This window comes from Gammaproteobacteria bacterium (genome assembly GCA_028817255.1).
GTDB classification, from domain to species: Bacteria; Pseudomonadota; Gammaproteobacteria; order Porifericomitales; family Porifericomitaceae; genus Porifericomes; species Porifericomes azotivorans.
On the sequence record JAPPQA010000117.1, the window covers coordinates 1 to 6,912 of the forward strand.

Sequence of the window (6,912 nt, forward strand, 5' to 3'; positions counted from 1 at the left end):
AGAAGATCGCCGCAAACGGCAAGGAGATCGCCGCAAACGGCGAGAAGATCGCCGCAGTGGACGCCAAGCTCGATTTGCTGATACGCGGGCTGAACATTGCGGTTGCGCCGAAGGACAATGTCGGCGCCGGGCCGGCGGGGGCGAAGCGCGGCGGCTTGCGGGTCGGGGCGGGGGGCGAAACGGCCACCGAGTAGCCCGGCCCCCGGGCCCGCTCGGCGGCCACCGCGGCTGCCCCGCCGCCGGTTGATCGGGGTATCCGCTTGGGTCACGATATGCGATTCTGCGCCGTCAGGCACGCCGGGCGGAGCTCGCCCGGCAAGGCTGGCGCCGCAGCCCGGCAGCGGGTTCGGCAAGGCAGCAAAGCAGGCCCGGCGGAGGCAGCAATAAGCGATGAGCGAAGGCCCGAATACCCCGCTACTTGACCAGGTTCGCACCGTCGCCGACCTGCGCCGTCTGCCGGAGTCGCAGCTCGACCGGTTGGCCGGGGAATTGCGCTCTTTCCTGTTGGCCTCGGTGGGCAGGAGCGGCGGGCATCTGGCCGCCGGGCTGGGAGCGGTGGAACTCACGGTCGCCCTGCATTACCTGTTCGATACGCCCCATGACCGCCTGGTCTGGGACGTGGGTCACCAGGCCTACCCGCATAAGGCGCTGACCGGCCGCCGCGACCGCCTGGATACCATACGCAGCCGGGGCGGGCTGGCGCCTTTCCCCAAACGCGACGAGAGCGAGTTCGACACCTTCGGCGTCGGCCATTCCAGCACTTCGATCAGCGCGGCCCTGGGGATGGCCATTGCCGCGCGGCGCCGGGGGCGGCGGCGGCGGGTCGTGGCCGTGATCGGCGACGGCGGCTTGACGGCGGGGCTGGCCTTCGAGGCGTTGAATCACGCCGGCTGCCTGAACGAGGATCTGCTGGTCGTTCTCAACGACAACGATATGTCCATCTCGCGCAACGTCGGCGCCTTGTCCCGGCGCTTTGCCCAGGTGCTCTCCGGCAAGCTGTACGCGACGGTGCGCGAGGGCAGCAAGAAGGTGCTGGCCCGCATGCCCAGCGTGCGGGAGCTGGCGCGCCGCACCGAGGAGCATATCAAGGGCTTGATCGTGCCCGGCACCCTGTTCGAGGAATTCGGCTTCAATTACATCGGCCCCATAGACGGCCACGACCTGGGCGCCCTGCTGGCCGCGATCCGCAACATCAAGGAGCTGCCGGGGCCGCAGTTTTTGCACGTGATTACCACCAAGGGCAAGGGCTATGCTCCGGCCGAGCAAGACCCGGTGAAGTACCACGGCGTGACGCCTTTCGATCCCGAGCGCGGCTTGTCTCCGTCCCAGCCCGGCGCGCCCACCTACAGCAAGGTCTTCGGCGACTGGCTCTGCGACCTGGCCGGGCGCGACGAGCGCCTGGTAGCCATCACTCCGGCGATGCGCGAGGGCTCCGGGATGGTGGAGTTTGCGCGGCGTTTCCCGGATCGCTACTTCGACGTGGGGATTGCCGAACAGCACAGCGTGACGCTGGCGGCGGGCATGGCCTGCGAAGGGCTGAAGCCGGTGGTGGCGATCTATTCCACTTTTCTGCAGCGCGCCTACGACCAGGCGATCCACGATGTGGCCAACCAGGGTCTGGCAGTGCTGTTCGCCATCGATCGCGCGGGTCTGGTGGGGGCCGACGGCCCCACGCACAACGGCTCTTACGACCTTAGCTATCTGCGCTGTCTGCCGGGCATGGTGGTGATGGCGCCGGCAGACGAAAACGAGTGCCGGCGGATGCTGCAAACGGGCTTTTTGCTCGAGCGCCCGGCCGCGGTCCGTTATCCGCGCGGCGCCGGCCCCGGGGTCGCCGTGGACCGGGAGGCCGCTGCCCTGGTCCTGGGCAAGGGGGAGTTGCGCCGCCGCGGCAGGGAGATCGCCATTCTGGCCTTCGGCGCCGCGGTCGCGGCCGCCGAGCGGGCGGGCGGGGAGCTGGATGCCACCGTCGCCAATATGCGCTTTGTGAAACCCCTGGACGAGGAGTTGATCCTGGAGCTGGCCGCACGGCATCGCTGGCTGATTACCGTCGAGGAGAACGTAGTGCAGGGCGGCGCCGGCAGCGCCGTGAACGAGGTGTTGACGGCCCATGGCTGTGCCGGCGCCTTTTGTCACGGCTTGCCCGACCGCCTGATCCCCCATGGCAGCCGGGACGACATGCTGCGCGACGCCGGGCTGACGGCAGAGGGTTTGCTGCGCTTTATCCGCGAGCGCCTGCGCGGGGCGGGGGGCGCGAGCGCGGCGCGGGCGCGTTGAAACCGCCGCGGGGCCCCGAGCGCCCCGAGCGCCGTATGTGCTGGAAATTTCTATGGTTGCAGCAATTATCTATATTTATGGTGTAAAATATAGCGAGCAGGGATGTTTTTGGGAACGGAAAAGAATATTGCGTCGCCTGGATCGTCGGACGCAGCCGAGGCATAGAATCTTGAGCAGAGATTCGGAGAAAGAGACAGATCGCGTTGCCGCAACGCCACCGCGTTCCGCACTTGGCGCCGGGACCGATACTACGGTGATCCCCTCCTTGTCCGATGCGGACCAGCGGCTGCTCGTTGCCGCCGGCGCGGGAGACGCGAAGGCCGTGCGCGCCGCCCTGGGGGCAGGGGCGCGGGTCAACATTGCCGACCGGCGGGGGCCTGGCGCCGCTTTGCGGCGCTCTGCGCTCCGGGGGCACAGAGACGCAGTCTGCGAATTGCTGCGCGCCGGGGCGGACCCTCGTTGCGTGGATGTGCAGGAGGTCTCTTCCATTCCCTTGCGCGCGCTGCTCGTTCGGCAGCGCGCCAAGTGCGAGCAGAGGGTCTCCGCGGTCCGTTCCGGCGAGCGGACGGTGCCTCCGGCATTCCCGGCAGCAAAGCGGGGCCCGGTCAAGAAGGCGGCGCCCAGGGCCGCTGTCGCGGCGGCCGCCGCCCCGACCAGGCCGACCGGGCAGGGCAATCCGGAGCGGATGATGAATGCGGTCCGGGAGGGGGATATATCCGTGGTGCAGGAGGAGTTGCAGGCTGGCGTGGACGTGCATGCCCGCGACGATGCCGCGCTGGTGATTGCGTCTTATCATGGCCATTGCGATATCGTGAAGCTGCTGCTCGACATGGGCGCGGACGTCCACGCCAGCGACCAGTGGGGGCCGGAGGCCGCCCTGCGCCATGCCGCCTTTTTCGGTTGGTTCGGGATCGCCGAGGAGTTGCTGCAACGCGGCGCGGATGTGGAACTCCGGCCGGAGATCCTGACCGACGCGATCGAACGCGGCAAGTTGGACATCGTAAAGCTTTTGCTGGAGTTCGGCGTGGACCCCAACCTGCCGGACGTTTCGGGCGCGGCGGGCGGCCCGTTGCGGGTCGCGGCGGATGTCGGCAACGCGCAGGTTGCCGCTTTGCTGCTCAAGCATGGCGCCGACCCCGCGCATGTCGAGCACGACAGGGTGCGTACGGAACGGGTGCGGGAGCTGTTGCAGGCGGCGCGCCGTTCGGATTGAGCGCCGCGCCCCGGTGCGGCGCGGCGCGGCGGCCGTTGTTGTCGCTCAGTCCTGCCGTTTCGGCGGCGGGGGGCGGATGCGGTCCGGCGTGTGGATCTCTTCCAGGTAGGGATCCTGGTGAATGATTACCTGGGCATGAGGGAACAGGCTGCGCAGCCGCCCCTCCGCTTTTTCGGCCACGTCGTGCGCCTCGCGCAGGCTGAGGCTGCCGTCCAATTCGATGTGGAACTGGATGAAGATATGGGGACCCGAGGCGCGGGTGCGCAGGTCGTGCATGGCCCGTATCTTGGAGTCGGCGAAGACGGCGCCGACGATCTCCTGCCGTTGCGATTCCAGCAACTCCCGGTCCATCAGCATGTCCCAGGCGACCCTGCCGATCCGCCACGCGGTATGCAGGATGTAGCCGGCGATCGCCAGCCCTGTGACCGGGTCCGCCAGCGCCCATTGCGGTCTGGAGCTGAGCGACAATGCGAGGATCACCGCGCCGCCGGTCAGCAGATCGCTTTTGTAGTGCAGGGCGTCGGCTTGCACGGCCAGCGATCCTGAGCGGCGCGCCGCGTAGTTCTGGAAGCACACCAGGGCGGCGGTGACCGCGATGGAGAACAGCATGATCGCGATCCCTGTCTTGCCGTAGGCCGGGGGGACGGGGTTCAGCAGGCGCCCCAGCGCCTCGAACAGCAGGAACACCGCCGAGCCGCAGATAAACGCGGACTGCCCCAGGGCGGCCAGGGGCTCCGCCTTGCCGTGGCCGAAGCGGTGCTCCGAGTCGGGCGGGGTCAGGGCGTGGCGTACCGCGAACAGGGTGATCAGCGAGGCGGTGCTGTCCAGCGCCGAGTCTATCAGGCTGGCAAGCAGGCTGATCGAGTCCGTCAGTCGCCAGGCGGCGAATTTTACGATCAGCAACAGCAGGGCGACGCTTACCGAGGCGTAGGTGGCCCAGCGCGCCAGCCGGTGTCCGGCGTCGGCGCTGCCGGCGTCCGTTCCAGGCTGCTTCAATATGGCCGCTCCAGCAGGGTCCGCGCCTGCGTCCAGACTGCGTCGAACATCTCTTGGCTCAGGAGGCCGGTAAAAGTGTTCTGTTGGCTGGGGTGGTAGCAGCCCAGCAGCGTCAGCGTCCGGGCGCCCGTCTTCGCGGGCCCGGCCTCCAGGCATAATTCGGCGCCGTGGCGAAAGGGCGGGCGCGGCCGCGGCGGCGGCAGGCCGCAGTCGGCCAGCGAGCGCAGGAGTTGGTGCCAGGCGAAACCTCCCAGCGCCACCGCCACCCGTATGTGGCCCAGCAGCAGGGACAGCTCCCTGGCCAGGAAGGGCGCGCAGTTGCGCCGCTCCTGCGGCGTGGGGCGGTTTTGCGGCGGGGCGCAGCGTACCGCAGCGGTGATCCACGCCTGGCGCAGGCGCAGGCCGTCGCCGCGGGCGCTGGAGTCCGGGCGGCTGGCGAAGCCCGCCTTGTGCAACGACCGGTACAGCCATATGCCGGAGCGGTCGCCGGTGAACGCGCGGCCGGTGCGGTTCGAGCCGTGGGCGCCGGGGGCGAGGCCGACGATCAGCAGCCGCGGGCGCGGGTCGCCGAAACCGGGCACCGGCAGGCTCCAGTACGGCTCCAGCGGCCGCCGCCGGCCCGCCTGCCGCCGCCATGCGACCAGCCGCGGGCAGCGCCGGCAGGCCAGCACTTCGCCCTCGAGTTGCGCCAGCGCGGCCGGCAGGCGCAGTCCCTCGCCGGTCGCGGGCGGCGTGCGTTCCTTGCCAGGCATCTTGCCTATGCAGTATATCTGCAATATTCCCTGCCGCCGCCGGGCGCGCCGCGCCAGGGCAACGGGGGTCGTGCCGCGAGACGCGGCGGGAGGTGTATTTTGCTGTCGGTTCCGGTTCTGCCGTGAGCGCTGTTTGGCAGGCGGTTGCGCCGCACCGGCGCTTCCTGGTCGTGCTGTTCTGTTGCAGCCTGCTGACGCTGCTGGCCTTCGGCATACGCCAGTGTTTCGGCTTGTTCCTGCCGGCCTTTTCCGCGGCCCACGGCGGCGGCGGGGCGCATTGGTTCGGGCTCGCCATTGCCCTGCAGAATCTGTTGTGGGGGTTGCTTTCGCCGCTGTTCGGGGGCGTGGCCGACCGCTGGGGCGCGGCCCGCGTCGCCGCCGGCGGCGGGCTGGTCTATGCCCTGGGTTTAGTGCTCATGGCCTTCGGACTGCATTCCCCGGCGGTGGTGATCGGCAGCCAGGCGCTGGTGGGGCTGGGTTTGTCCGGCTGCGGCTTTTCGGTGGCGCTGGGCGCCGTGGGGCGCGCGGCGCCGCCCCGTTGGCGCTCGCAGGCGCTGGGCCTTACTACCGCCGCCGGCTCCTTCGGCCATTTTGCGCTGACGCCGCTGGTCGGCGGCTGGCTGGCCGCCTGGGGCTGGGGCGCCGCCTTGCTGGCGTTGGCGGCCCTGGCGGCCCTGACGATCCCGGCGGCCGCCGGCTTGCGGGCGCCGGGCGGCGGCGCGGTCGCGCCGCCGCCGCTGCGCCCCGTCCTCGCGGTCGCGTTCGGCAGCCGCGATTACTGGCTTCTGAGCGCGGGCTTTTTTGTTTGCGGCTGGCAGGTGGTGTTCATCGCCACGTATTTGCCCAGCCACGTCGTCGGGCATGGATTGGCGCCGCACTGGGGGCATTGGGCGCTGTCCCTGATCGGTTTGTTCAATATTTTCGGCACCCTGGCCTGCGGCTGGCTGGGCGCTTCTTGCTCCAAGCGCATGCTCCTGACCTGGCTGTACGCCTTGCGTTCGCTGGTGATCCTGTGCTTTTTGCTGGCGCCTCCGACGCCGTTGCGCCTGCTGCTGTTCAGCGCCTGCATCGGCCTGCTCTGGCTGGGCACCGTGCCGCTGACCAGCGGCCTGGTGGCGGACCTCTGCGGCACTCCCTATCTTTCCCTGCTCTACGGCGGCGTATTCCTGGCGCATCAACTGGGTTCTTTTCTGGGCGCCTGGCTGGGGGGGCTGCTGTACGACCGGCTGGGGGACTACGGGCCGATGTGGCAGTTGAGCGCCATGCTGGGGCTGTTGGCGGCGGTGCTGCATTGGGCGATCCGGGAGCCGCCGCCGCAACCGGCGCCGGCCGTCTGAGCGGCAGGGTCGAGCAGTGTTTGCGGCAGGCTGGTGGGAGCTTTGCTGAAAGGGAGGGCGGCTCGCCTCCGTGTCATTCCGGCGCAACAGTCTGTGCAAAAACCCTGAAAATCTAGAGCCGCGCGAAAAAACTTCCCACTGGCATGGCAAACATCGGCCATTCCTGCTTTTTTCTGTCATTCCGGCCTCCCCTCTTGTCATTCCGGCGAAAGCCGGAATCCCGCGCAAAAAGAGCGCGGAACGCGCACATTGCAGAGCCGGACGGCCCGCCCCTTCCTTCAAGGGATATTTCTGCAAAGGAGCGCGAGGCGCGCGCTTTCTATGCGGGATTCCGGCT

Annotated in this window: 6 protein-coding genes; 4 read left to right on the forward strand and 2 right to left on the reverse strand. The window is 69.0% G+C overall.

The window, feature by feature from the left end; genetic code table 11:
• The 3 genes from OXU43_05320 to OXU43_05330 form a co-directional block, all read left to right on the forward strand.
• On the forward strand, positions 1-194 hold a 194-nt coding region (locus tag OXU43_05320), incomplete at its 5' end, for a hypothetical protein (protein ID MDD9824572.1).
• Positions 195-390: 196 nt separating this feature from the next.
• The gene (gene dxs / locus OXU43_05325) at positions 391-2,277 is read left to right on the forward strand and encodes a 1-deoxy-D-xylulose-5-phosphate synthase (GenBank protein MDD9824573.1); all 1,887 of its coding nucleotides are present in this window, start codon (positions 391-393) and stop codon (positions 2,275-2,277) included.
• A gap of 169 nt (positions 2,278-2,446) precedes the next feature.
• Positions 2,447-3,490, forward strand: a complete 1,044-nt coding sequence (locus OXU43_05330) for an ankyrin repeat domain-containing protein (GenBank protein ID MDD9824574.1) — start codon at positions 2,447-2,449, stop codon at positions 3,488-3,490.
• Between the two features lie 45 nt (positions 3,491-3,535).
• Here the strand turns inward: OXU43_05330 and OXU43_05335 are convergent, their stop codons facing one another.
• Both OXU43_05335 and OXU43_05340 read right to left on the reverse strand, forming a co-directional pair.
• Entirely contained in the window at positions 3,536-4,486 is a 951-nt protein-coding gene (locus OXU43_05335) for a cation diffusion facilitator family transporter (GenBank protein MDD9824575.1), read from the reverse strand.
• Positions 4,483-5,238 (reverse strand): uracil-DNA glycosylase, encoded by a 756-nt coding sequence (locus tag OXU43_05340; protein ID MDD9824576.1) that lies wholly within the window; start codon positions 5,236-5,238, stop codon positions 4,483-4,485. The genes OXU43_05335 and OXU43_05340 overlap by 4 nt, the downstream gene beginning before the upstream one ends.
• A gap of 122 nt (positions 5,239-5,360) precedes the next feature.
• Between OXU43_05340 and OXU43_05345 the strand changes: the two genes are divergently transcribed.
• Complete coding sequence (locus OXU43_05345) at positions 5,361-6,575, forward strand: MFS transporter (GenBank protein ID MDD9824577.1); 1,215 nt, start codon at positions 5,361-5,363, stop codon at positions 6,573-6,575.
• Positions 6,576-6,912 lie beyond the last annotated feature (337 nt).

Excerpts from the sequence above, each read along its gene's own strand:
- dxs (MDD9824573.1), top strand. The coding sequence starts at position 391 with ATGAGCGAAGGCCCGAATACCCCGCTACTTGACCAGGTTCGCACCGTC.
- OXU43_05340 (MDD9824576.1), bottom strand. The coding sequence starts at position 5,238 with ATGCCTGGCAAGGAACGCACGCCGCCCGCGACCGGCGAGGGACTGCGC.